The following is a 20,183-nucleotide window of genomic DNA, read 5'->3' as shown; positions in this document are numbered from 1 at the left end:
GACAGGGCCCTCCGGCCGGTGTCACCGCCGGCCGGAGGGCCCTGACCGCGTTCGTCCCGGACCAGGCCGCCTCCGACAGGGTTCATCGATACGTTGGAGGCATGCGCTTTGCTATCTCCATCCCCCAGTTCTACCTGGACGGCGAGTTCGATCCGGGAGCCTTCCGCGCGTACCTCGCGCGGGCCGAGGACCTCGGGTACCACAGCGTCTGGGCGCAGGAGTCACCACTCGGCACCGGGGCGGTGCTGTCGCCGATGGAGGCCATGACGTACGCCGCCGCGTGCACGACCCGGCTGCGGCTGGGGACGACCGTCTTCGTGAGCACACTCCACCAGCCCGTCCACTTCGCGAAGGCGCTGGCGACCATCGACCAGATGAGCGGAGGCCGACTGGAAGTGGGCGTCGGCTCCGGCGGCCCGAACCGGCCGTTCGCCGCGTTCGGCATGGACAAGGCCCGGTACCTCGCGCGGTTCACCGAGGGCATCGACCTCGTCAAGGCGCTGTGGACACGGCCGAGCGTCACTTTCGACGGCGAGTTCTGGCAGCTCGAGGACGCCGCGATGGAGCCCAAGCCGCTCCAGAAGCCGCATCCACCGCTGTGGTTCGGTGGATCGAGCGAGTCGGCGCTGCGGCGCGCGGTGCGGCTGGGGGACGGGTTCTTCGGCGCCGGATCGTCCACCACGGCCGCGTTCCGTGAGCAGGTCGCCTTCGTCGCCGAGGAGGCGGCCAAGGCGGGCAGGACGGAGTTCCCGGTCGCCAAGCGGGTCTACATCGACATCGACGACGACGCCGAACGGGCACGGGAGCGGATCAACGCCGGACTGGCCCGTGTCTACGGTCGCCGGATCGCCCGTATCGAGGCCGCCGCGGTCGCCGGGACCCTGGACGAGTGCGTGGCGGGCGTCCGCGAGGTGATCGACGCCGGCGCGGACCTCGTCCTGTTCACCCCGCTCGGCGACCCCGCGCCGCTCGCGGAGCGCATCGCCGCCGAGGTGATCCCCGCACTCTCCGTTTGATGTCACGCGTGCCTCGGAATGAACTCGGTCGTAGAACGTTGAACCAACTATGAAGAAGATCGGTTTTCTGTCGTTCGGGCACTGGACGCCGTCACCGCATTCGCAGACGCGGTCCGCCGCCGACTCCCTGCTGCAGGCGATCGACCTGGCGGTCGCCGCCGAGGAGCTGGGCGCCGACGGTGCCTATTTCCGTGTCCACCACTTCGCCAGGCAGCACGGCTCACCGTTCCCGCTGCTCGCCGCCATCGGTGCCCGCACCAGCCGGATCGAGATCGGCACCGGTGTCATCGACATGCGCTACGAGAACCCCATGTACATGGCCGAGGACGCCGGCGCCGCCGACCTCATCTCCGGCGGGCGGCTCCAGCTCGGGATCAGCCGGGGCTCACCGGAGCAGGTCATCGACGGCTGGCGGCACTTCGGGTACCGGCCCGCGGAGGGCCAGACCGACGCCGACATGGCCCGTGCGCACACCGAGGCGCTGCTGGAGGTGCTGAAGGGCGAAGGGTTCGCGGAGCCGAACCCGAACCCGATGTTCGGCAACCCGCCGGGGCTGCTGCGGATCGAGCCGTACTCCGAAGGGCTGCGGGAGCGGATCTGGTGGGGGTCCGGTTCCGACGCGACCGCCGTGTGGGCCGCCAAGCTCGGCATGAACCTGCAGAGCTCGACCCTCAAGGACGACGAGAGCGGCGAACCGCTGCACGTCCAGCAGCGCAAGCAGATCGAGGCCTACCGCGAGGCCTGGCGCGCCGCGGGCCACGAACGCGAACCCCGGGTCTCCGTCAGCCGCAGCGTCTTCGCGCTCGTCGACGACCGGGACCGCGCCTACTTCGGCCGGGAACGCGACTCCAAGGACCACGTGGGGTACATCGACGCCGACACCCGCGCGGTCTTCGGCCGCACCTACGCCGCCGAACCCGACGTACTCGTCAAACGGCTCGCCGAGGACGAGGCCATCGCGGCCGCCGACACCCTGCTGCTCACGGTGCCCAACCAGCTCGGCGTCGACTACAACGCGCACGTCCTCGAGAGCATCCTCACCCACGTCGCCCCGGAACTCGGCTGGCGCTGAGACACACCGGCGCGGCCTGCGAGGCTCCCGCGGCAGCGGCGGCGTCGCGTCACTCGGGGGTGGGCGGGTGGTCCGGCGCCGGGGCCGCGTGTGCGTCGCCGTGCGGTTGGGCGGTCGTACGCCGGCCGCGGGGCGCGGCCCTGTCGGTGGGCGGTGCCGTGGAGGCGCGGACGACGAGTTCGACCGGCGGGTCGCTCACCGGTACCGGTTCCGCGTCCGGTTTCTCGATGGCCTGCACCAGCAGCCGCAGCCCTTCGCGGGCGACGGCGTCGAACGGCTGGCGCACGGTGGTCAGCGGGGGCATCACATAGGCGGAGACGGGGATGTCGTCGAAGCCGACGACGCCGACATCCTCCGGCACGCGCAGTGGGACGGCTGGGCCGCGCCCGACGACACGTATGTCGTCGACGGAGAGAACGTCGTCGTCCTCGCCCGCTACACCGCGACCAACAAGGCCACCGGCAAGCCGATCGACGTCAGGGTGGCGCACCACTTCGTCGTACGGGGCGGTCTGATCGTCCGCTTCGAGCAGTTCGTCGACACCGCGCTCGTCCGCGACGCGATGACCGCGTGAACGGGTCACGGGCAGCGTGAGCGGGGGTCGCCGGGTCGGCCCGGTGACCCCCGCTCCTCGTTTCGACCCCGCTCGGTCACTCGTCGTCGGGGAACTCGCCCGCGAACGCGGCGGCCATCCGCAGCCACGGCGTCGCCTCGTCCGGGCGTCCCTGGCGTTGCAGGGTGCGGCCCAGCATCAGGTGGGCGTAGTGCTCCACCGGGTCGCGCTCGACGATCACGCGCAACTGTTCCTCGGCGCGCCGCAGTTGCGCCGAGTGGTAGTAGGCACGGGCCAGCAGCAGCCGCGGCCCGGTCTGTTCCGGGGCCTCCTCGACCACGGCCGCGAGCAACCGCGCGGCGCCGATGTAGTCCCGGGCCTCGAACAGCAGCTGTGCCCGCTCCCAGCGCTCCGTGGTGGTCTCCTCGTGCGGCACGCCGGCGCCGTTGTCGAACAGGTGCAGGGCGCTGGCCCACCGGTCGGGTGCCACGCCGTCACCGGCGAGGTATCCGTTGAAGTTGTTGTCCGTCATCGTTCCTTCCCGTTCTTCCTGCTGTCCGCGGCGGGGCCGGCTCAGGCCACCGGTCCGGCGGCCTGCGTGCGCTCGGCGTCGCGGGCGGCGAGCAGGGACGCGTGGGTGGGTGCCTCGGGCACGTCGGCCGGCCGGTTCCTGGCGAACTCCTCGCGCAGCACCGGTACGACCTCCTCGCCGAGCAGGTCGATCTGTTCCAGCGCGGTCTTCAGCGGTATGCCGCCGCCGTCCACGACGAACAGCTGGCGCTGATAGTCGCCGGCGTACTCGCGGAAGGTGAGCGTCTTCTCGATGACCTGCTCGGGGGTGCCGACCGTCAGCGGGGTCTGCTCCATGTACTCCTCCATGGACATCCCTCCGCCCATCACCGGCGAGTGGTCGAAGACAGGGCGGAACTCGCGGACGGCGTCCTGGGAGGTGCGGCGCATGAAGACCTGGCCGCCCAGGCCGACGATCGCCTGCTCCGGGGTGCCGTGGCCGTAGTGCGCGTACCGGCTGCGGTACAGATCGATCAGCTTCGCGGTGTGCTCCTTGGGCCAGAAGATGTTGTTGTGGAAGAACCCGTCGCCGTAGTAGGCGGCCTGTTCGGCGATCTCCGGGGAGCGGATGGAGCCGTGCCAGACGAACGGCGGGATGCCGTCCAGCGGCCGCGGGGTCGAGGTGAAGCTCTGCAACGGCGTACGGAACCGGCCCTCCCAGTCGACGACGTCCTCGCGCCACAGCCGGTGCACCAGGGCGTAGTTCTCGACAGCGAGGCTGATGCCGTCGCGGATGTCCTTGCCGAACCAGGGATAGACCGGCCCGGTGTTGCCGCGGCCCGTCATCAGGTCGACGCGGCCGTCGGCCAGGTGCTGGAGCATCGCGTAGTCCTCGGCGATCTTCACCGGGTCGTTGGTGGTGATCAGCGTGGTCGAGGTGGACAGGATGATCCGCTCGGTGCGTGCGGCGATCCAGCCCAGCAGCGTGGTCGGGGACGACGGGACGAACGGCCGGTTGTGGTGCTCGCCCGTCGCGAAGACGTCCAGCCCGACCTCTTCGGCCTTCTGCGCGATGGTCACCATCGCCTTGATCCGCTCGTGCTCGGTCGGCGTACGACCCGTGTTCGGGTCGGTGGCGACGTCGCCCACGGTGAAGATGCCGAACTGCATCGCCTTCACCCCTCCATCAGGTTGATACATCAACTAAGCCTGTGCAACGCGAGGTCGGTCACGGCTATTCCGACCGCCGGCCATACCATCACCTGACGACACTGCGACGTGCGGGCCATCACGAACGGCCCTGGAGGAGACCCGAAGTGAGCGACCGCACCACCGGATCGGCACCGCGCAGGATATTCATCGACAAACAGAGCCCCAAGGCCTTCCACGCGCTCGTGCAGACCTCCGAGGCGGTGCGCGTGACAGCGGCCGACGCCGGGCTCGACCGCACCATCGTGGAACTGATCAACCTCCGCGTGTCCCAGCTGAACGGCTGCGCCTACTGCCTCGACGTGCACACGAAGGCGGCCCTGCGCGCCGGCGAGTCACCGAGGCGGCTGGGGGTCCTGGCGGCATGGCGGGACACCGAGGTCTTCACCGAGCAGGAGCGCGCCGCACTCGCGCTGGCCGAGGTCACGACCGATCCGACGGACGCCGACGCGCAGGACTCAGCGTACGAGGGGGCCCGGCAGATCCTGAGCGAGGACCAGATCTCGGCCGTGATCTGGGTGGCGGTCACGATCAACGCGTTCAACCGCGTGTCGATCCTCAGCAAGCATCCGGTCCCGCCGGTCCACGAGGGGTAGGCGTCACCGGCCCCCGGTCAGGGCGCTTCCTCAGCGTCGAGCTTCTCCACCACGTGTTCGGAGATCCGGGCGAGTGTGCGCAGTTCCGCCGGCGTGACATGATCGAGGAACAGCTCGCGCACCGCCTCCACATGGCGTGGGGCGGCGGCCTCGATCATCTCGCGGCCGGCGTCCGTGATCACCACGAACGCCCCGCGTCCGTCGTCGGGGCACTCGTCCCGCACGACCAGCCCGCGCTTGACCATGCGGGCGATGTGGTGGGACATCCGGCTCTTCTCCCACTCCAGCACACGGGCGAGCTCCAGGATCCGCCGCCGCCCGTCCGGTGCCTCGGACAGCTCGACCAGCACCGCGAAGTCCGCGGACGACACATGGGACTCCGCCTGCAACCGGCGTGACAGCCGGCCCCACAGCCTGTCGTGCAGGCGGATGAAGCTCCGCCACGCGTGCTGCTCCTGCGGCGTCAGCCAGCGCACCGTCTCTTCCATGCGGAAAGTGTAGATGTGGTTGACACCTCACCCATTTTCCACGTGCGCGCCATGCTGCGCCGCTTCCCGGGGACTCAGCCGAGGCTGACCTCCGGGCGGTAGATGTCCATCCACTGGGCGAGATCGAGCGCGCGTTCGAGGCCGCGACGCTCGGCCTGGCTGCTCACCGGTGCCTCACGGTGGGCGACGCGGTGGAGGCGGTCGTGGTCGACGAGGTCGAAGACCGGGTGGGCGGGCCGGCTGAGCAGGTCCTTGGCCTGGTCCTGGAGCGCGGCGCTTGGAACCCCGTACACTTTCGGCCGCACTTTGCACACGCGAAACCCGTCGGCCCCCGCCCCACCGGGCCCGCCCCGCCAGGAACCGGCCACAGGCAAAAACTTCCCCACCTCGGGGCCGTACGGGTGCGTCCTCTAAGCTCCGGGCCATGAACGACGGGGTGAGCGCCAGACGGGTCGTCGACGGGCGCTTCGAACTGGAGAGCAGACTCGGCGGCGGGGGCATGGGCACGGTCTGGCGCGCCCGCGACCTGCTGCTGCAGCGGAGCGTGGCCGTCAAGGAGGTCCGGCCCGCCGACCCGGACCTCGCCGAGTACGACCCGGAAGCCGCGCGGATGCTGCGTGCGCGGGTGCTGCGCGAGGCCCGGGCGCTGGCTCGGGTGCAGCATCCGAACGTGGTGACGATCCATCACATCGTCGACGGCGGCGAGGGCACGTATCCCTGGATCGTCATGGAACTCGTCGACGGCGGCTCCCTCGCCGACCGGCTGGCCCGTGGCCCCATGGCGCCCTCCGAGGCCGCCCGCATCGGCCGAGGCGTGCTGGACGCGCTGCGCGCCGCCCACGCCGTCGGCGTCCAGCACCGCGACGTGAAGCCCGCCAACGTCCTGCTGCGCATCGACGGCAGACCCGTGCTCACCGACTTCGGCATCGCCGCCATCCGTGAGTCCACCGCCCTGACCGCCACCGGTTCGATCATCGGCACGCCCGACTACATGGCCCCCGAGCGCATCTCCGGCGGCGACGGCGGACCCGCGTCGGATCTGTGGTCCCTGGCGATGATGCTGTACGTGGCCGTCGAGGGGCACCATCCGCTGCAGCGCGGAACAACGCTGGCCACGCTGGCCGCCGTACTCCACGAAGACGTGCCGCCGCCCCGGCGGGCCGGGGCGCTGACGCCCGTACTGGAACGCCTGCTGGTGCGGGATCCCGGCGCGCGGCCGGACGCGGACGCCGTGGACGGGCTGCTGGCCGCGGCGACCACGGATGCCGCCCGACCGGCCACGACCTCCTATCCCCTCGCACCACCACAACCGCCGCGCCCGCCGCAGTCCAGCACTGTCGTGCCCGGCCCGCGAAGACGGCGCGGTGCCGTGATCGCCTCGGTCGCGGCGGGCGCGGTGCTCGTCGGGACGGGAACCTGGATGGCCCTGTCCGGCGGGGACGGCGAGAAGGCGTCGGCGAACTCGAGCCCCGGTCCGCGCGTCACGCCCACGACCTCGGCCGCCACTTCCGCCTCCGTTGGGACGCCTGCGCCCAGCGCATCGTCGAAGCTGGCGACCGGCATGCTGACGCCCAACGGAATCCGCACCACCATCAAGGCGGTCGAGGACAAGACCGGGAGGACCAACTTCGGCTCACTGAACGTCTATCCCGAGTACGTATCCATGCGGATGCTCGTCCCCGGGAGCCCCACCCATTACGACGGCTACACCTACCGCCCCGGCGAGGGAGTCAAGAAGGACATCATCAGCGGCTCCCTCGGGGCCGAGAAGCCCGTCAACCTCAAGGGCTTCAACTGGGACGCGGTGCCCTCACTGCTCGCGCTGGCCGAGAAGAAGTGCCATGTCGACAAACCGACGAGCCACTACCTGCTGCTGCAGTCGCCGAACCGCTTCACCAACTCCCCGGCCGGCATGGCGGTCTACCTCAGCGACGACTACGACAGCTGCTACGTGGCGGCCGATCCCCAGGGCAAGGTGACGCGGGTGGTGCCCGCCCAGGAGTGACGGCCGGGCCGTTCTCGAAGAAGCGCCCTATCCGCCCGTGACCAGCGCGTCTCCCAGCGCCGTCCGCTCGTAGCGCACGTAATAGCCCTCGCGCCGCGCGTCGAGCAGTCCGGCCTGCCGCAGGGCCGTCAGATGGGCCGACACCGTGGAGGGTGCCAGACCGTGGCGTTCGGCGAGTTCCGTCGTGGCGGCGGGGAGCGTCAAGTCGGCGAGCAACGCGGCGCGTTGCCGGCCCAGGAGGCGGGCCAGCGCGGCGGGCGGGCGCGGTGCCGGCGTGGCATGGAAGCGGCCCATGCCCACGGCGGGGTAGATCACCGTCGGCTGCCACGGGCGGGCGAAGCCGCTGACCACGTCCGGCCAGACGAAGACGCTCGGCATGAGCAGGATGCCGCGTCCGTCGGCCCGTTGAGCCTCGGCCAGGTCGCCGTACATGCGCAGGGTGAGGGTGTGACCGGCCCAGTCGATGCCGGGGTGAAGGCCGGTGAGGAGGGCGTCGAGGCCGCCGTCGGCCGCCTGGCGGGAGCGGTCGGCGATGTCGGCGGCGAGGACGGCATGGTGGCGCGGCCAGTCGGGGGCGAGCAGGGCGTGCCAGGCCAGTTCGGTGAGGTCGGCCAGCCGGCGGACGGTCGCGGCCGGGTCGTCCAGGGCGGCGCGACCCTGGGGCGACTCGGCCAGACCCGGCGTGCAGGCGAGCGAGCGCGCGATCTCGGCGTGGGCAAGGGCGGGGTCGGTTGCGCGCATCCGGGCCAGTTCGTCCCCTATGGAGGGGGAGGGTTCCTGCGGGGGCGGGCCCAGGAAGTCGGGGGTGTAGCCGCCGGTGCGCGGGATGAACAGCCACAGCGGTGACAGGTCGAGGCCGGCCAGGGTGCGGCGCATCCGGCGCAGCCAGGTGCGGTGGTAGCCGTGCCGCGCCGGGCGGCGCAGCATGCGCAGCGCCTCGTGGGTCTGGCACAGCGGCGAGATGGCGAACCGGCAGCGCGTCAGGTCCTCGGTACCCAGGTGCAGGGTCAACGGCAAAGCGGCCTCCGTGAGCGATTGACGATTCGATCCCGAACGAAACAGTAGAAGCCCCTCCCCTGGAACCAACACGCTTGCCGCCGACCGCACTTGGCCGTTCCCCGACACCACGGAGACCTTCGGATGGGCAACCCGCCTCCGGCCCACTGGCGCAGGGCCGCCGTCGTCGCGGCGCTGATGCTGGCGGCGTTCACTTTCAACACCACCGAGAACCTGCCCGTGGGCCTGCTCTCCCTGATGGCGGACGACCTGGGTGTCTCGCTGACGGCCGTGGGGGCGCTGGTGACCGGGTACGGCCTGACCGTGGCCGTGGTGTCGCTGCCGGTCGCCCATGTCACACGGTCCGTCCCCCGCCGCTATCTGCTCGCCGGGCTGCTGGGCGTGCTGGCGGTGGGCTGCTGGGCCTCGACCCTCGCCACGGCGTCGTACGGGCTGCTGCTGGCGGCGCGCGTCGCGACCGCGCTGGCGCAGGCGCTGTTCTGGGCGGTGATGGGGCCGGTGGCCGTCGGCCTGTTTCCGCCCGAACGGCGCGGGCGCGTCATCGGGTTGCTGTCCGTGGGTGGTTCGCTGGCCACGGTGCTGGGGGTCCCGGCCGGCACCTGGCTGGGCGGACACGGCGGCTGGCGGGCGCCGTTCGCGGTGCTCGGGGTGCTGGCGCTGGTCTCGCTCCTGGTCGTCGCCGCTCTGCTGCCGACATCGCGTCCGCGGGAGAGCCACGCCGCGTACGGCGCCGCGCCGGACCGGTGCCGGTTCCTCGTCGTCCTCGCCACCACCGCCCTGTCGGTGACCGGGGCGTTCACGGGATGGACGTACGTGGTGGCCTTCCTGGACGAGGTCAGCGGATTCGGCGAGGACGCGGTCAGCGTCGTGCTGTTCGCCTTCGGTGTGGCGGGACTGGCAGGGGTCACCCTGACCGGCCCGCTGCTCGACCGCTTCCCGCGCGCCACGCTGAGCGTGCCGGTGGCGGCGCAGACGGCGGCCCTGCTCGGTCTGTACGCGGGCGGGAGCGACCAGGTGATGGCCGTTGCGCTGCTGATGCTGCTCGGCGCGTCCGTGGGGCCCGTGTTCATGGCGACGCAGAGCCAGGTGCTGCGGGTCGCCCCCGGCCGTACCGAGACGGCCCTGGCGGCGAACTCGGCCGCCTTCAACGTGGGTGTGGCCGCCGGGGCGCTCCTGGGCGGCGGCCTGTTGCCGCTCGTCGGCCTGCGCGGCACCTTCCTGGCCGGCGCACTGCTCACGGCGGGCGCTCTCACGGTGCTGACCTGGCCGAACCCCAAGCCGGCGACAGCGCCCACCCGGACGCGGTAATCCCGTGGATCGCGGCCGGCACCGCCGAGCGTGGTGTGGCCGACCGCTCATGCGTACGAATATGCGAATCGACCGCGTCTCAAGAACGGCAACGAACTCAACGCCTCCGCCCACGCCTGCGCACCTCTGGGGCGTGATGCGCGTCCCGATTGGGGTGATACGGCACGGACACCCCCTCCCGGAGGTCTATCGTGTCCGCATGTCCCTCCCCGAACTGATCCGTATCGTCTCCCGCGACTCGCCCATGGCGCTGGCCCAAGTGGAGCGTGTCCGCGCCGAGTTGGCCGTCCTGCACCCCGGTGTGCGTACCGAGGTCGTGCCGGTGAAGACGACCGGTGACAAGTGGATGGGCGTGCTGTCCCAGGTGGAGGGCAAGGGCGCGTTCACCAAGGAGGTGGACGCGGCGCTGCTGGCGGGCGAGGCCGACCTCGCGGTGCACTGCCTCAAGGACGTGCCCGCCGACCGTCCGTTGCCGGCGGGGACGACCTTCGCCGCGTTCCTCAAGCGGGACGACATCCGGGACGCACTGGTGCATCCGGACGGTCTGACGCTGGACGAGTTGCCGGAAGGGACGCGGATCGGCACCTCAGCGGTGCGCCGGGTCGCCCAACTCGCGGCCACCCACCCGCACCTGGAGTGCGTGCCGTTCCGCGGGAACGCCAACCGGCGGCTGGCCAAGCTGGAGGCGGGCGAGGCGGACGCGCTGCTGCTGGCGGTGTCGGGGCTGGAGCGCATCGGCCGTACGGACGTGATCAGTGAGGCCCTGTCGCCGGAGACGATGATGCCGTCCATCGGCGCGGGCATCCTCGCGCTGCAGTGCCGGGAGGGCGACACCGAGCTGATCGACGCGGTCAGCGGGCTGGGCGACCCCGGCACGCACCGGGAGGCCACCGCCGAACGGATGTTCCTGCACGTCCTGCAGGGCCACTGCAACAGCCCGATCGCCGGCTACGCGCGCGTGGACCACGCCGGGGAACTGTCGCTGCGCGCCTGCGTGTTCACCCCCGACGGCAAGACCCGGCTCAACGCCCACGAGTGGGCGGGCCGGCTCGACCCGGCCACGCTGGGTACGTCGGTGGCCGTGGCGCTGCTGCGTCAGGGCGCTCGGGAGATCATCGACGGCATCCCGCACTGAGGTTCGCCCTGCTCCTCGCGGCGGCAGGTCCGTCGCCGCGAACGCCGGTCAGGCGGTGTCTTCATGCGCCGCCGCGAACGGCCGTCAGGCGGTGCCCTCTTCGGCCTGGTCGCGCAGGAAGTTGCTGACCTGGTGGGCCAGTCCTTCGCGCAGGGTGCCGGCGGGGGCGCCGACGGAGTCCTCGTGCAGTCCGATGCCGCCCGCCCACAGCCGGCGGTCGGCCCAGTCGTCGTCGACGCGCAGCTGGATCTGGACGTCGACCTGGCTCAGCCAGTCCTCGGGGCCGGCCGCGTACAGCACGGCGGTGGCGCGGCGCAGCGGGTAGACGTCGAAGCCCTCGATGAACTGCGAGTTGCGCCAGTCGATGAACGCGGACTCGCCGTCGGGGCCGATCCGCACGTCGATCTGGCCGTCCTCGAGATGGATGGTGCAGGCCTGCTCGCCCCGGTTCTCGACGGTCACCCGCAGGGCGAAGTAGGTCAGCCCGGCGGCCGCGTCGTCCCGTCCGCGCGGGGGTTCGGCCGCTTCCAGACGGTGGACGCGGACACGCAGGCCGGCATGCTCGTCGTACTCCTGCCAGTCCCCGACCACGTTCGGCTCGTACACAGTCCACCTCTCGACCTCAGAGAGCTGCTTCCTATCTGTGTGCTCAGTGCACTGTCAAATGAACGGAATGCGCTGTGGCCAGCGAATTCGCCCCCTTTGATCACTGATCAAGCCGTGCGCAGGAACAATCGCGAAAACCGGCCACGCGCCCTCTCGCGCGTGCGTGCCGCACATCACGTTCCCCGGGTGTGATCAGCGGGCCAGCCGGCCCAGGAGCGAGGAGGCCGCGGTGATGCCGAGCGCGGCGGCCACGAGCAGCACCCCGAAGTCGAGCGCCACGTGCGCGTGGACGCCGATGAGCAGCCCGCGCAGGGCGTCCACTTCGTAGCTGAGCGGGTTGACCTTGCTGACCGCCTGGAGCCAGCCCGGCATGACGGAGACCGGGTAGAGGGCGTTGGAGCCGAAGAACAGCGGCATGGTGATGGCCTGTCCGATACCCATCAGGCGGTCGCGGCTCAGCACGATGCCGGCGATGGTCATCGACAGACAGGAGAAGAAGGCGGATCCCAGGATCACGATGGCCGCCACGGCGAGCAGCTTCAGCGGGTTCCAGGTCAGGGCCACGCCGAGCAGCGCGGCGATGATGACGACCACGACGGCCTGGATCACCGACTTCACTCCGGCCGCGAACGCCTTGCCGGTGATCAGTGCCGAGCGTGGGGTCGGCGTGACCAGCAGCTTGTTGAGGACGCCGGCGTCGCGTTCCCAGATGATCTGGATGCCGTAGAAGATCGCGATGAACATCGCGGACTGGGCGATGATGCCGGGCGCCATGTAGTCGATGTAGGGGATGCCGCCGGTGGGTATCGCCCGGATCCGGGTGAAGGTCTGGCCGAAGATCAGCAGCCACAGGGCGGGCTGGACCGCGCGGGTGTACAGCTCGGTGCGGTCGTGGCGCAGCTTCTGCAGTTCGACGGCGCACATCGCCCCGACCCGGGCGGGGAGCAGCCGCCAGCCCGCACGTGGCCGGGGCGGCCGCAGGAGCAGGTCGATGCCTGCGGCGCGAGGGGCGTCAGCCGACGCGGTGCGCGGTGCGGCGGGTGCTTCGGACATCGCGGAAATCTCCTGACTCGTCGTCGAGACCGCTGCCGGCGACGTCGCGGAAGACGTCCTCCAGGGTCGGCAGGGTGTCGGTGCCCCGGCGGTCGGCGAGGCCCTTGCGCAGTTCGGTGGGCGTGCCGAGGGCCCGGATGCGGCCGCGGTGCATCAGCGCGACCCGGTCGCAGTACTGGTCGGCCTCGTCCATGTAGTGGGTGGTCACCAGCACGGTCATGCCGGTGGCCTCGCGCACGGCGTTGATGTGCTCCCACACGCCGGTGCGGGCGATGGGGTCGAGGCCGATGGTCGGCTCGTCGAGGATCAGCAGCCGGGGCGCGCTGACCAGGGCCTGGGCGAGTTCGAGGCGGCGGATCATGCCGCCGGAGTAGGTCTTGGCGAGTCGCTCGGCGGCGTCGGTGAGGTCGACGGCGGCCAGGGCCTGGCCGACCCGTGCGCCCCGCTCGCGACGGGAGACGTCGAAGACACGGGCGAACAGTTCGACGTTCTCGCGTCCGGTGAGACCGGCGTCGGCGGACAGCTGCTGCGGCACGTAGCCGAGCAGGCGTCGTACGGCCATACGGTCCTGGGCGGCGTCGTGCCCGAAGACACGGACCATGCCGGCGGGGACCGGCAGCAGGGTGGTGATGCAGCGGATGGCGGTGGTCTTGCCGGCGCCGTTCGGGCCGAGCAGGCCGAAGACCTCGCCCTCCCCCACCGTCAGATCGAGTCCGTCGACCGCGTTGGTCTCGCCGAAGGAGTACCTGAGGCCGGTGCAGGCGATGGCCTCGGCGCGTTCGGTCCCGGCGTCCGGCGTCATGATTCCTCCGCCTCCTCGTGCAGCGTCATGATTCCTCCGCCTCCTCGTGCAGGTTCTCGGCCAGCTTGCGCAGGGCGGGGACGGCCGCGCGAAGGGCCTCCCGGTCCGTCTCGTCGAGCCCGGCGAGGCCGCCTCGTACGAGTTCCGCGCGCCGTTTGCGCCATTCGGCGATCCGCGCCTCGGCGGCCGGGGTGGGCAGCAGCCGGGCGGCACGGCGGTCGGCCGGGTCGGTCTCGCGGACCAGATAGCCCTGCCGGGACAGCTGGTTGACCAGCGTCGACACCGAGTTCCCGGCCAGGTGCAGGTCTTTGGCCGCGTCCGAGATGCCGATGCCGGGCCGGGTCACCACCAGTCGGAGCAACTCGACCTCGGCGCCGCGCAGCTGCGGGGCGATCTGCTGACGAAGCCGGCGCCTGAGCCTGCGCTGGACGCCGATGAGGGCGTCGATCAGGTCGTCCGGGAAGTCTTCCGGTTCCACACCTGAGAGATTACCTCTGTAGCAGAGGTAACCAACCTCAAGAGAGGGTCAAACCGCGCTGTGCGGCCTCCCGATCGCGATCCGTTACCGTATGGCCCGTTTTGTTTTGAAACGGGTGGTCCCGGGCATGCGAATTAAGTGCTTCGGACTGGAGGCACGTCCGTGGGAGCCGGTCAGGCCCCGGATGTCCTCCGCAGGCCCGGTCCGCGCCTCCCGCGGTGTCTGTCCACCCAGCACCGCCCGAGGGAGGTGCGCGCGATGCGCGTCACCACCAGCAGATCCAAACCCCACCCGCATGACGACGCCCCCGACACGGCCGACGCCTTCGAGCGACTGGCCCGGATGCCCGACGGCTCCGAGCGCAAGGCGCTGCGGGACGAACTGGTACGCATCTGGCTGCCCATGGCCGAGCGGATCGCCGTGCGGTTCAAGGGGCGCGGGGAAACCCTGGAGGACCTCTACCAGGTCGCCGCACTCGGCCTGGTCAAGGCGGTCGACCACTACGACCCGGACCGCGGGCACGCCTTCGAGGCCTATGCCGTCCCCACCGTCACCGGCGAGATCAAGCGGCACTTCCGCGACCACATGTGGACCCTGCACGTGCCGCGCCGGGTCCAGGACCTGCGCAACCGGGTACGGCAGGCCGCCAAGGACCTGTCGCAGACCACCCCGGGCCGGACGCCGACGGTCGCCGAGATCGCCGAGCGGGCGGAGCTGAGCGAGGCCGAGGTGCGCATGGGGATGGAGGCCCTGGACTGCTTCTCCACGCTGTCCCTCGACGCCGAGATGCCCGGAACGGACGGCTACGCCCTGGCGGACGCGATCGGCGGACCGGATCCGGGCTACGACGTGGTGGTCGACCGCGTGGCGGCGAGCCCGTGCCTGCAGGCACTGCCCGAGCGCGAACGGACCATTCTCTACCTGCGGTTCTTCCGCGGAATGACACAGAGCCGGATCGCCGAGCAGCTCGGCATCTCGCAGATGCACGTCTCCCGTCTGCTCAGCGCCTGCTTCGCTCAGCTGCGGGAGCAGCTGCTGGCCCAGACCCGCTGAGGGCCCGCGTACCCCGGTGTCTCACTCTTCCGGTGGGGCGCCGGGGACCTGTGTCGGGCCGTAGCGGTCCAGGGCGTCCTCCAGTTCGGCCCGGATCTCCGCCGGCATCATGCCGCTGCGGCCCCAGATGAGGATCAGCTCCGCGACATTGCGCAGCTTGATGTTGGTGTGCTGGGAGACGTCCTTCAGAACCGCCCACCCCTGATCGGGTGACACCCTGCCGAGGGCGACGACCATACCGATCGCCTGGTCCACGACGGCATGCGACGCCAGGGCTTCCTTGAGCTGGTCCACCTGCTCCTCCAGCTCGAGGATCCGCTGGGTCTGGGCGGACTGCTCGTGCTGCTGTGCTGCCACGCATCCATGGTCGCACTCGCGGCGCCCCGCGCCAGCCGAGGCGCCGCAGGGGCCGGGGCCACCGTTTCGGCCCCCTCCCCGGGGTACTCGACAGGCGCATCGAGCGGTTCCGGTTGGACACTGGTGACACACCGGTGGCCGCCGGTGGACGAGACCCCAGGACGCGAGTGCCATGAACGACCACACGACACGCCGCGGCGGCACGACCAACGTCGTCTCCACGCACTCCGTGTTCGGGGCCCCCTGCTGGGTGAGCCTGACCAGCCGTGACCTCGACGCCACCGAGGACTTCTACTCGGCCGTACTCGGCTGGCAGTGGCGTCGCTCGGGCAAGCTCGGTGACCGGTTCCGGATGGCCATGGTGGACGGCACGCCGGTGGCCGGGATCGCCGGTGTCGCCTCCATGTGGCAGATGGCGGTGGCCTGGACGGCGTACTTCGCCGTGCCGAGCGCCGACGAAGCCGTGGCCCGCGCCCAGGAACGCGGCGGTACGGCCGCCGTCGGGCCGATCTCCTTCCCGCCGGGACGGGCCGCCCTGCTCGCCGACCGGGACGGGGCGACCTTCGGGATCTGGGAGGGCGAGCTCGTCTCCGACTGGGACAAGTGGCGCCATGCCGCCCCTACCTTCGTCCGGCTGCACACCCGCGACGCCTTCGACGCGGCGATCTTCTACGGCGAGGTGCTGGAGTGGGCCACCGAACGGCCCGGCTGCTGCGAGGTGCACTACGAGGGCGGCGAGGTGGTGCTGCGCAGCCAGGGCGACATCGTGGCCCGCATCGAGTCCGGGGCGCTCGGAGCGGCGCCGGACCCCACCATCCGGCCGCACTGGCAGGTCCACTTCGCGGTGGAGGACGTCGCCGCGTGTGTGCGGGCCGCGGAACTGCACGGCGGAAGCGTGCTGTCCAAGGGCAGCGACGAGGCGGTGCTGCGGGACGCGGACGGGGCGCAGTTCACGGTGACGTCGCGCCGCGAACGGTAGCCTCCCGCCGGTCTTCTCAGCCGTTCACCTCACGGTTTTCTGCGGGAGGGGCGTGACAGCAGCACCAGGCTGCGCGGCTCCACCAGCATCCGGGCGCCGGCCTTGTGTTCCGTCTCGTCGGGCGGTCCCTTGGTGACGGCGGTGTCGATCAGGGTCGTCCACCGCTCGCCGTACGCGGCGTCCGGGAGGTGGAACTCCATCGGCTCCCAGTAGCTGTTGAACAGCAGCAGGAAGGAGTCGTCCACCACGCGGCGGCCGCAGGAGTCGTGTTCGGCGATGGCGTCGCCGTTGAGGAACGCGGCCACGGAGTGGGCGTCCGGGCGCTGCCAGTCCTCCTCCGTCATCTCCTGGCCGCCCGGTGCGAACCACACCAGGTCGGGCAGCGGCCGACGGGCGCGGACGGGGGTCTCACCGCGGAAGAAGCGGCGGCGGCGCAGCACCGGATGGGCCGCCCGCAACCCGATCACATAGCGCGTGAAGTCCGCGAGGTCCCGCTGCTCCTCGCTCAACCCCCAGTCCACCCAGGAGACTTCGTTGTCCTGGCAGTAGGCGTTGTTGTTGCCGCCCTGGGTACGCCCTAGTTCGTCGCCGTGGCACAGCATCGGGATGCCCTGCGACAGCAGCAGCGTGGCGATGAAGTTGCGCTGCTGGCGGGCCCGCAGCTCCAGGACGGCCGGGTCGTCGGTCTCGCCCTCGGCACCGCAGTTCCAGGACCGGTTGACGCTCTCGCCGTCCTGGTTGTCCTCGCCGTTGGCCTCGTTGTGCTTGTCGTTGTACGACACCAGGTCGCGCAGGGTGAATCCGTCGTGCGCGGTGACGAAGTTGACGCTCGCGCGGGGGCGGCGCCGGCTGTGCTGGTACAGGTCGGAGGATCCGGTCAGCCGGGACGCGAACTCGCCCAGCGTGTGCTCCTCCGCACGCCAGAAGTCCCGTACGGCGTCGCGGTAACGGCCGTTCCACTCCGACCACAACGGCGGGAAGTTGCCGACCTGGTAGCCGCCCTCCCCCACGTCCCAGGGCTCGGCGATCAGCTTGACGCGGCTGATCACCGGGTCCTGCTGGATGAGGTCGAAGAACGCCGAGAGCCGGTCCACCTCGTGGAACTGCCGGGCCAGCGTGGCCGCGAGGTCGAAGCGGAAGCCGTCGACGTGCATCTCGGTGACCCAGTACCGCAGCGAGTCCATGATCAGCTGCAGCACGTACGGGTGGCGCATCAGCAGGCTGTTGCCGGTGCCGGTGGTGTCGTAGTAGTGCTTCCAGTCGCCGTCGACCAGGCGGTAGTAGGAGGCGTTGTCGATGCCGCGGAAGGAGAGGGTGGGGCCCTTCTCGTTGCCCTCGGCGGTGTGGTTGTAGACGACGTCGAGGATGACCTCGAGTCCGGCCGCGTGCAGTGCCTTGACCATGGTCTTGAACTCGGTGACCTGCTGGCCCCGGGTGCCGTGGGCGGCGTAGGCGTTGTGCGGGGCGAAGAAGCCGATCGTGTTGTAGCCCCAGTAGTTGGCGAGGCCCTTGTCCTGCAGCACACCGTCCTGCACGTACTGGTGCACCGGCATCAGCTCGACGGCGGTGACCCCGAGCGCGGTCAGGTGCTCGATCACCGCCGGGTGGGCGAGGCCGGCGTAGGTACCGCGCAGTTCCTCGGGGACGTCGGGGTGGGTGCGGGTCAGGCCGCGGACATGGGCCTCGTAGATGACGCTCTCGGCGTACGGCCGCCCCGGCGGCCGGTCGTCGCCCCAGTCGAAGGCCGGGTCGGTCACCACGCCGAGCATGGTGTGCCCGGCGCTGTCGGCGCGGGAGCGGCCGTGCGGTGCGCGCTCGAAGAGGGAGGCGTGGTTGTCCACCTGCCCGTCGACCGCCTTGGTGTACGGGTCCAGGAGCAGCTTCGCCGGATTGCAGCGGTGGCCGAGCTCCGGGTGCCAGGGGCCGTGCACCCGGTAGCCGTAGCGCTGTCCGGGTCCGATGTCGGGCAGGTAGCAGTGCCAGACGAACCCGTCGACCTCCGTCACCGCGGCGGTGCTCTCGGCGCCCTCGTCGTCGACGAGGACGAGCTCCACGCGCTCGGCGACCTCGCTGAAGAGGGCGAAGTTGGTGCCCCTGCCGTCGTAGGTGGCACCCAACGGGTAGGGGTGCCCGCTCCACACGGGCACCCCTGCCTTGCGGCGGCGCTTCGCGGTCACCGGGCGTCCTCCAGCACGCCGGCACCGTCGGCCGGGGCCGCGAGGGCCGCGACGGGCACCTCGCGGGGCACCTGGCGCACCTCGCGCAGACTGGGCGCGGGCGCCACCGGTACGAGGGGGACACGTTCGCCGGCGCGGGCACGCTGCGAGAACCAGATGACCTTGCTGCCGGTGTCCGTGGCACAGCAGCCCCAGCCGTCGCTCATCGCGGCGATGCGCTGTAGACAGGACCGCAGGTCCTGGTCCGGGCGCAGTTCACAGTCGTTCTCCCCGATGGCGGTGATCAGGTGCTGGCCGTTCCACCACATCTCGATCGACGTGTTCTTGTCCGTCGCGTGCTCGTCGATGGCCTTCAGCAGCAGCTCGGCGCCGCGGCAGACGGGGTCGACCAGCGTCTCGAGGTCCCAGAGCCTGAGGTGAGCGGCCAGGATGCGCCTGACCTGTCCGACTCGCTCCGGACTGACTTCCACGTCGAGGTGGTAGTAGCAGGGCACTGCGGTCTTCATCGTCGTTGGCTCCTCACCGGCGAAGCTCTCGCTCCTCCTCGCCCCTGGTGGGACGGGGCCCCGAACGCGAAGCGTGAGCACTGATCGCTCCTGAGTCACCCCAAGCGTGGGCGAACTACGCCATTCGTGCAACACGAGCGGACGCCAGGTGGGTGGCGCGCACGACACGGTTGAATTTCCAACAAGACGCTGCGTTGTTGCACATGCACCATGTGTCACAGATCTCGATGCCCGTAACGGATCCGTGCGTGTCCACGCGCACGGCCGCCGCCCGACGGTCGGGAAACGCGCCATCGAGCCCCGAAAGTGAAGGGCGTCATGCTGCTACCGGCCAAAGCCGAAGTGGCCCGCCAACTGCGGCGGTACCGGGCGTGGGAACGCGTCATGCTCGCGTCCCCCGCGGACCGCGCGGTGCGGGCCACCTTCGAGGACTCCGGCTACACGCTGTGCGTGTTGATGGGCAAGCGTTGTGCCCGCGAGGCCGCGGACGCCGCCGAGCGTTATCTGCGGTCGAGTCTGGTCGCCTATCTGGCGGAGCAGGACGAGCGTCCCCGCGCCGAGGAGGCCGACCGGCACGGTCCGCCGACCGAGGCCCGCGGTTTTCTCGCCGGAAGGTGACCCTTCCGGCGCGGTTCGTATCCCCGGCCGGGCTCCGCGCCCGGCCTCGAGCACGGCGGAGGTGACACCCATGAGTTCGATCCCGGCCATCGGCCGTATCCCGGTGCGCGACGTCCATCCGGTCGTCGAGTGCGGCAGACGTCCCGCGAAGGCGGTCGCCGGAGAAACGTTCCAGGTGACCGCGACCGTGTTCCGCGAGGGGCACGACGCCGTCGCCGCGAACGTCGTCCTGACCGATCCCGAGGGCACCCACGGACCCTGGACGCCGATGCGCGAGCTGGCCCCCGGTTCCGACCGCTGGGGCGCCGAGGTCACGCCGACCGCGGAGGGCCGCTGGACCTACCGGGTGGAGGCCTGGAGCGACCCCGTCGCGAGCTGGCGGCACCGCGCCCGCATCAAGGTCCCGGCCGGCATCGACGCCGGCCTGGTCCTGGAGGAGGGCGCCGAGCTGTACGACCGGGTGGCCGCCGGAGTGCCCGAGGGCGCCGGGCGCGCCACGATCCTGCTGGCCGTCGAGACCCTGCGCGACGACTCACTGCCCATCGCCACGCGTCTGGCGGCGGCGTTGACGCCGGAGGTGGACGCGGTCCTGGCCCGGCATCCGCTGCGGGAGCTGGTGACGGCCTCCGAGACGCTGCCGCTGCT

At 71.0% G+C, this 20,183-nt stretch carries 22 protein-coding genes and 2 pseudogenes; 11 read left to right on the top strand and 13 right to left on the bottom strand.

Features of this window, described 5'->3' with window-relative positions; genetic code table 11:
* Positions 1 to 101: 101 nt before the first annotated feature.
* Both ABZZ74_RS38810 and ABZZ74_RS38805 read left to right on the top strand, forming a co-directional pair.
* On the top strand, positions 102 to 1,016 hold the full coding sequence (locus ABZZ74_RS38810) for an LLM class flavin-dependent oxidoreductase (RefSeq protein WP_356773245.1): 915 nt from the start codon (positions 102 to 104) through the stop codon (positions 1,014 to 1,016).
* A 49-nt stretch (positions 1,017 to 1,065) separates the two neighbouring features.
* Entirely contained in the window at positions 1,066 to 2,088 is a 1,023-nt protein-coding gene (locus ABZZ74_RS38805) for an LLM class flavin-dependent oxidoreductase (RefSeq protein ID WP_356773243.1), read from the top strand.
* 49 nt (positions 2,089 to 2,137) lie between these two features.
* On the opposite strand, the gene ABZZ74_RS38800 is transcribed toward ABZZ74_RS38805, so the two are convergent.
* Positions 2,138 to 2,395: a substrate-binding domain-containing protein gene (locus tag ABZZ74_RS38800; protein ID WP_356773300.1), complete on the bottom strand. Its 258-nt coding sequence runs from the start codon at positions 2,393 to 2,395 to the stop codon at positions 2,138 to 2,140.
* 60 nt (positions 2,396 to 2,455) lie between these two features.
* On the opposite strand from ABZZ74_RS38800, the pseudogene ABZZ74_RS38795 reads away from it, so the two are divergent.
* Positions 2,456 to 2,662 (top strand): annotated as a pseudogene (locus ABZZ74_RS38795) (nuclear transport factor 2 family protein); the annotation flags it as partial.
* Positions 2,663 to 2,738: 76 nt separating this feature from the next.
* On the opposite strand, the gene ABZZ74_RS38790 reads toward ABZZ74_RS38795, so the two are convergent.
* A complete protein-coding gene (locus ABZZ74_RS38790) occupies positions 2,739 to 3,173 on the bottom strand; it encodes a tetratricopeptide repeat protein (protein WP_356773241.1) in 435 nt (144 codons plus the stop codon).
* 41 nt (positions 3,174 to 3,214) lie between these two features.
* Positions 3,215 to 4,321 (bottom strand): LLM class flavin-dependent oxidoreductase, encoded by a 1,107-nt coding sequence (locus tag ABZZ74_RS38785; RefSeq protein ID WP_356773239.1) that lies wholly within the window; start codon positions 4,319 to 4,321, stop codon positions 3,215 to 3,217.
* 146 nt (positions 4,322 to 4,467) lie between these two features.
* Between ABZZ74_RS38785 and ABZZ74_RS38780 the strand changes: the two genes are divergently transcribed.
* Positions 4,468 to 4,956, top strand: a complete 489-nt coding sequence (locus tag ABZZ74_RS38780) for a carboxymuconolactone decarboxylase family protein (protein WP_356773237.1) — start codon at positions 4,468 to 4,470, stop codon at positions 4,954 to 4,956.
* A gap of 17 nt (positions 4,957 to 4,973) precedes the next feature.
* On the opposite strand, the gene ABZZ74_RS38775 is transcribed toward ABZZ74_RS38780, so the two are convergent.
* Both ABZZ74_RS38775 and ABZZ74_RS38770 read right to left on the bottom strand, forming a co-directional pair.
* Complete coding sequence (locus ABZZ74_RS38775; RefSeq protein WP_356773235.1) at positions 4,974 to 5,444, bottom strand: MarR family transcriptional regulator; 471 nt, start codon at positions 5,442 to 5,444, stop codon at positions 4,974 to 4,976.
* Between the two features lie 74 nt (positions 5,445 to 5,518).
* Positions 5,519 to 5,719: pseudogene (locus ABZZ74_RS38770) on the bottom strand (asparagine synthetase B); the annotation flags it as partial.
* A gap of 149 nt (positions 5,720 to 5,868) precedes the next feature.
* Here ABZZ74_RS38770 and ABZZ74_RS38765 point away from each other — a divergent pair.
* The gene (locus tag ABZZ74_RS38765) at positions 5,869 to 7,449 is read left to right on the top strand and encodes a serine/threonine-protein kinase (protein WP_356773233.1); all 1,581 of its coding nucleotides are present in this window, start codon (positions 5,869 to 5,871) and stop codon (positions 7,447 to 7,449) included.
* 27 nt (positions 7,450 to 7,476) lie between these two features.
* On the opposite strand, the gene ABZZ74_RS38760 is transcribed toward ABZZ74_RS38765, so the two are convergent.
* Positions 7,477 to 8,466, bottom strand: a complete 990-nt coding sequence (locus ABZZ74_RS38760) for a DUF5937 family protein (RefSeq protein ID WP_356773231.1) — start codon at positions 8,464 to 8,466, stop codon at positions 7,477 to 7,479.
* A 123-nt stretch (positions 8,467 to 8,589) separates the two neighbouring features.
* Between ABZZ74_RS38760 and ABZZ74_RS38755 the strand changes: the two genes are divergently transcribed.
* Both ABZZ74_RS38755 and hemC read left to right on the top strand, forming a co-directional pair.
* Positions 8,590 to 9,774: an MFS transporter gene (locus tag ABZZ74_RS38755; RefSeq protein WP_356773229.1), complete on the top strand. Its 1,185-nt coding sequence runs from the start codon at positions 8,590 to 8,592 to the stop codon at positions 9,772 to 9,774.
* Between the two features lie 199 nt (positions 9,775 to 9,973).
* Positions 9,974 to 10,909: a hydroxymethylbilane synthase gene (hemC, locus tag ABZZ74_RS38750; protein ID WP_356773227.1), complete on the top strand. Its 936-nt coding sequence runs from the start codon at positions 9,974 to 9,976 to the stop codon at positions 10,907 to 10,909.
* Positions 10,910 to 10,993: 84 nt separating this feature from the next.
* Here hemC and ABZZ74_RS38745 read toward each other — a convergent pair whose 3' ends face one another.
* From ABZZ74_RS38745 to ABZZ74_RS38730, 4 genes are all read right to left on the bottom strand, one after another.
* Positions 10,994 to 11,515: a hypothetical protein gene (locus tag ABZZ74_RS38745; RefSeq protein ID WP_133047651.1), complete on the bottom strand. Its 522-nt coding sequence runs from the start codon at positions 11,513 to 11,515 to the stop codon at positions 10,994 to 10,996.
* 192 nt (positions 11,516 to 11,707) lie between these two features.
* The gene (locus ABZZ74_RS38740) at positions 11,708 to 12,568 is read right to left on the bottom strand and encodes an ABC transporter permease (protein WP_356773224.1); all 861 of its coding nucleotides are present in this window, start codon (positions 12,566 to 12,568) and stop codon (positions 11,708 to 11,710) included.
* The gene (locus ABZZ74_RS38735; RefSeq protein ID WP_356773222.1) at positions 12,528 to 13,370 is read right to left on the bottom strand and encodes an ATP-binding cassette domain-containing protein; all 843 of its coding nucleotides are present in this window, start codon (positions 13,368 to 13,370) and stop codon (positions 12,528 to 12,530) included. The genes ABZZ74_RS38740 and ABZZ74_RS38735 overlap by 41 nt, the downstream gene beginning before the upstream one ends.
* Positions 13,371 to 13,395: 25 nt before the next feature.
* Positions 13,396 to 13,848, bottom strand: a complete 453-nt coding sequence (locus ABZZ74_RS38730) for a MarR family winged helix-turn-helix transcriptional regulator (RefSeq protein WP_356773220.1) — start codon at positions 13,846 to 13,848, stop codon at positions 13,396 to 13,398.
* A 258-nt stretch (positions 13,849 to 14,106) separates the two neighbouring features.
* On the opposite strand from ABZZ74_RS38730, the gene ABZZ74_RS38725 reads away from it, so the two are divergent.
* A complete protein-coding gene (locus ABZZ74_RS38725; RefSeq protein ID WP_356773218.1) occupies positions 14,107 to 14,901 on the top strand; it encodes an RNA polymerase sigma factor SigF in 795 nt (264 codons plus the stop codon).
* A 21-nt stretch (positions 14,902 to 14,922) separates the two neighbouring features.
* Here ABZZ74_RS38725 and ABZZ74_RS38720 read toward each other — a convergent pair whose 3' ends face one another.
* Positions 14,923 to 15,258 carry an ANTAR domain-containing protein gene (locus ABZZ74_RS38720; RefSeq protein WP_356773216.1) on the bottom strand — a complete coding sequence of 112 codons (336 nt, stop codon included), beginning with the start codon at positions 15,256 to 15,258 and terminating at the stop codon, positions 14,923 to 14,925.
* A 172-nt stretch (positions 15,259 to 15,430) separates the two neighbouring features.
* Here ABZZ74_RS38720 and ABZZ74_RS38715 point away from each other — a divergent pair, with 172 nt between their 5' ends.
* Entirely contained in the window at positions 15,431 to 16,237 is an 807-nt protein-coding gene (locus ABZZ74_RS38715) for a VOC family protein (RefSeq protein ID WP_356773214.1), read from the top strand.
* 29 nt (positions 16,238 to 16,266) lie between these two features.
* On the opposite strand, the gene glgX is transcribed toward ABZZ74_RS38715, so the two are convergent.
* Complete coding sequence (glgX, locus tag ABZZ74_RS38710; protein ID WP_356773212.1) at positions 16,267 to 18,414, bottom strand: glycogen debranching protein GlgX; 2,148 nt, start codon at positions 18,412 to 18,414, stop codon at positions 16,267 to 16,269.
* Positions 18,411 to 18,920: a pep a2 gene (locus ABZZ74_RS38705; protein ID WP_133047644.1), complete on the bottom strand. Its 510-nt coding sequence runs from the start codon at positions 18,918 to 18,920 to the stop codon at positions 18,411 to 18,413. Before ABZZ74_RS38705 ends, glgX begins: the two co-directional genes overlap by 4 nt.
* 318 nt (positions 18,921 to 19,238) lie before the next feature.
* Here ABZZ74_RS38705 and ABZZ74_RS38700 point away from each other — a divergent pair, with 318 nt between their 5' ends.
* Both ABZZ74_RS38700 and ABZZ74_RS38695 read left to right on the top strand, forming a co-directional pair.
* Positions 19,239 to 19,538, top strand: coding sequence for a DUF5133 domain-containing protein (locus ABZZ74_RS38700; RefSeq protein WP_356773209.1), 300 nt, complete (start codon positions 19,239 to 19,241; stop codon positions 19,536 to 19,538).
* A gap of 70 nt (positions 19,539 to 19,608) precedes the next feature.
* Positions 19,609 to 20,183 (top strand): maltotransferase domain-containing protein (locus ABZZ74_RS38695; protein WP_356773207.1); only part of this gene is annotated, 575 nt, incomplete at its 3' end.

It is taken from the genome of Streptomyces sp. NPDC006476 (assembly GCF_040612015.1).
GTDB classification, from domain to species: domain Bacteria; phylum Actinomycetota; class Actinomycetes; order Streptomycetales; family Streptomycetaceae; genus Streptomyces; species Streptomyces griseorubiginosus_B.
The sequence above is the reverse complement of the archived record's forward strand: the minus strand, read 5'-3'. Positions and strand labels throughout refer to the sequence as shown.

What these genes read in the sequence shown, in the direction of transcription:
- ABZZ74_RS38785 (WP_356773239.1), bottom strand. Translation starts at nt 4,321, where the DNA reads ATGCAGTTCGGCATCTTCACCGTGGGCGACGTCGCCACCGACCCGAAC.
- ABZZ74_RS38805 (WP_356773243.1), top strand. Translation starts at nt 1,066, where the DNA reads ATGAAGAAGATCGGTTTTCTGTCGTTCGGGCACTGGACGCCGTCACCG.
- ABZZ74_RS38765 (WP_356773233.1), top strand. Translation starts at nt 5,869, where the DNA reads ATGAACGACGGGGTGAGCGCCAGACGGGTCGTCGACGGGCGCTTCGAA.
- ABZZ74_RS38725 (WP_356773218.1), top strand. Translation starts at nt 14,107, where the DNA reads ATGCGCGTCACCACCAGCAGATCCAAACCCCACCCGCATGACGACGCC.
- ABZZ74_RS38755 (WP_356773229.1), top strand. Translation starts at nt 8,590, where the DNA reads ATGGGCAACCCGCCTCCGGCCCACTGGCGCAGGGCCGCCGTCGTCGCG.
- ABZZ74_RS38775 (WP_356773235.1), bottom strand. Translation starts at nt 5,444, where the DNA reads ATGGAAGAGACGGTGCGCTGGCTGACGCCGCAGGAGCAGCACGCGTGG.
- ABZZ74_RS38790 (WP_356773241.1), bottom strand. Translation starts at nt 3,173, where the DNA reads ATGACGGACAACAACTTCAACGGATACCTCGCCGGTGACGGCGTGGCA.
- ABZZ74_RS38740 (WP_356773224.1), bottom strand. Translation starts at nt 12,568, where the DNA reads ATGTCCGAAGCACCCGCCGCACCGCGCACCGCGTCGGCTGACGCCCCT.
- ABZZ74_RS38735 (WP_356773222.1), bottom strand. Translation starts at nt 13,370, where the DNA reads ATGACGCCGGACGCCGGGACCGAACGCGCCGAGGCCATCGCCTGCACC.
- ABZZ74_RS38715 (WP_356773214.1), top strand. Translation starts at nt 15,431, where the DNA reads ATGAACGACCACACGACACGCCGCGGCGGCACGACCAACGTCGTCTCC.
- ABZZ74_RS38705 (WP_133047644.1), bottom strand. Translation starts at nt 18,920, where the DNA reads ATGAAGACCGCAGTGCCCTGCTACTACCACCTCGACGTGGAAGTCAGT.
- ABZZ74_RS38700 (WP_356773209.1), top strand. Translation starts at nt 19,239, where the DNA reads ATGCTGCTACCGGCCAAAGCCGAAGTGGCCCGCCAACTGCGGCGGTAC.
- hemC (WP_356773227.1), top strand. Translation starts at nt 9,974, where the DNA reads ATGTCCCTCCCCGAACTGATCCGTATCGTCTCCCGCGACTCGCCCATG.
- ABZZ74_RS38810 (WP_356773245.1), top strand. Translation starts at nt 102, where the DNA reads ATGCGCTTTGCTATCTCCATCCCCCAGTTCTACCTGGACGGCGAGTTC.